The sequence below is a fragment of the Pantoea sp. Fr+CA_20 genome (assembly GCF_024520835.1).
Lineage (GTDB): Bacteria > Pseudomonadota > Gammaproteobacteria > Enterobacterales > Enterobacteriaceae > Pantoea > Pantoea allii.
Genome location: NZ_JALNPN010000054.1, coordinates 1 through 506 on the forward strand (window position 1 = coordinate 1; position 506 = coordinate 506).

A 506-nucleotide genomic window follows, 5' to 3' on the forward strand; every position below is an offset into this window, starting at 1 on the left:
TCCGGGATGTAGTTATCCAGGTGACCAGCCAGCTCAACGATTTTCTCTTCCCACTCTGGGTTGCCTTCCAGCGCTTTCAGAGCTGAACCGCGAACGATTGGAGTATCGTCGCCCGGGAAGTCGTACTGTGACAGCAGGTCACGGACTTCCATCTCAACCAGTTCCAGCAGCTCTTCGTCATCAACCATGTCACACTTGTTCAGGAACACGATGATGTAAGGAACGCCTACCTGACGACCCAGCAGGATGTGCTCACGGGTCTGCGGCATTGGGCCGTCAGTCGCAGCAACAACCAGGATCGCGCCGTCCATCTGCGCAGCACCGGTGATCATGTTTTTCACATAGTCGGCGTGGCCTGGGCAGTCAACGTGCGCATAGTGGCGAGACGGGGTTTCATACTCAACGTGTGCAGTGTTGATGGTGATACCACGTGCTTTTTCTTCCGGGGTGCTGTCGATCTGGTCGAACGCACGCGCCTGGCCACCGTTGGTTTTAGCCAGAACGGT

Annotated in this window: 1 protein-coding gene; it reads right to left on the bottom strand. The window is 56.3% G+C overall.

Going from position 1 to position 506, the window contains the following annotated elements:
* On the bottom strand, positions 1 to 506 hold a 506-nt coding region (locus tag NR177_RS23770), incomplete at both ends, for a GTP-binding protein (protein ID WP_256853803.1).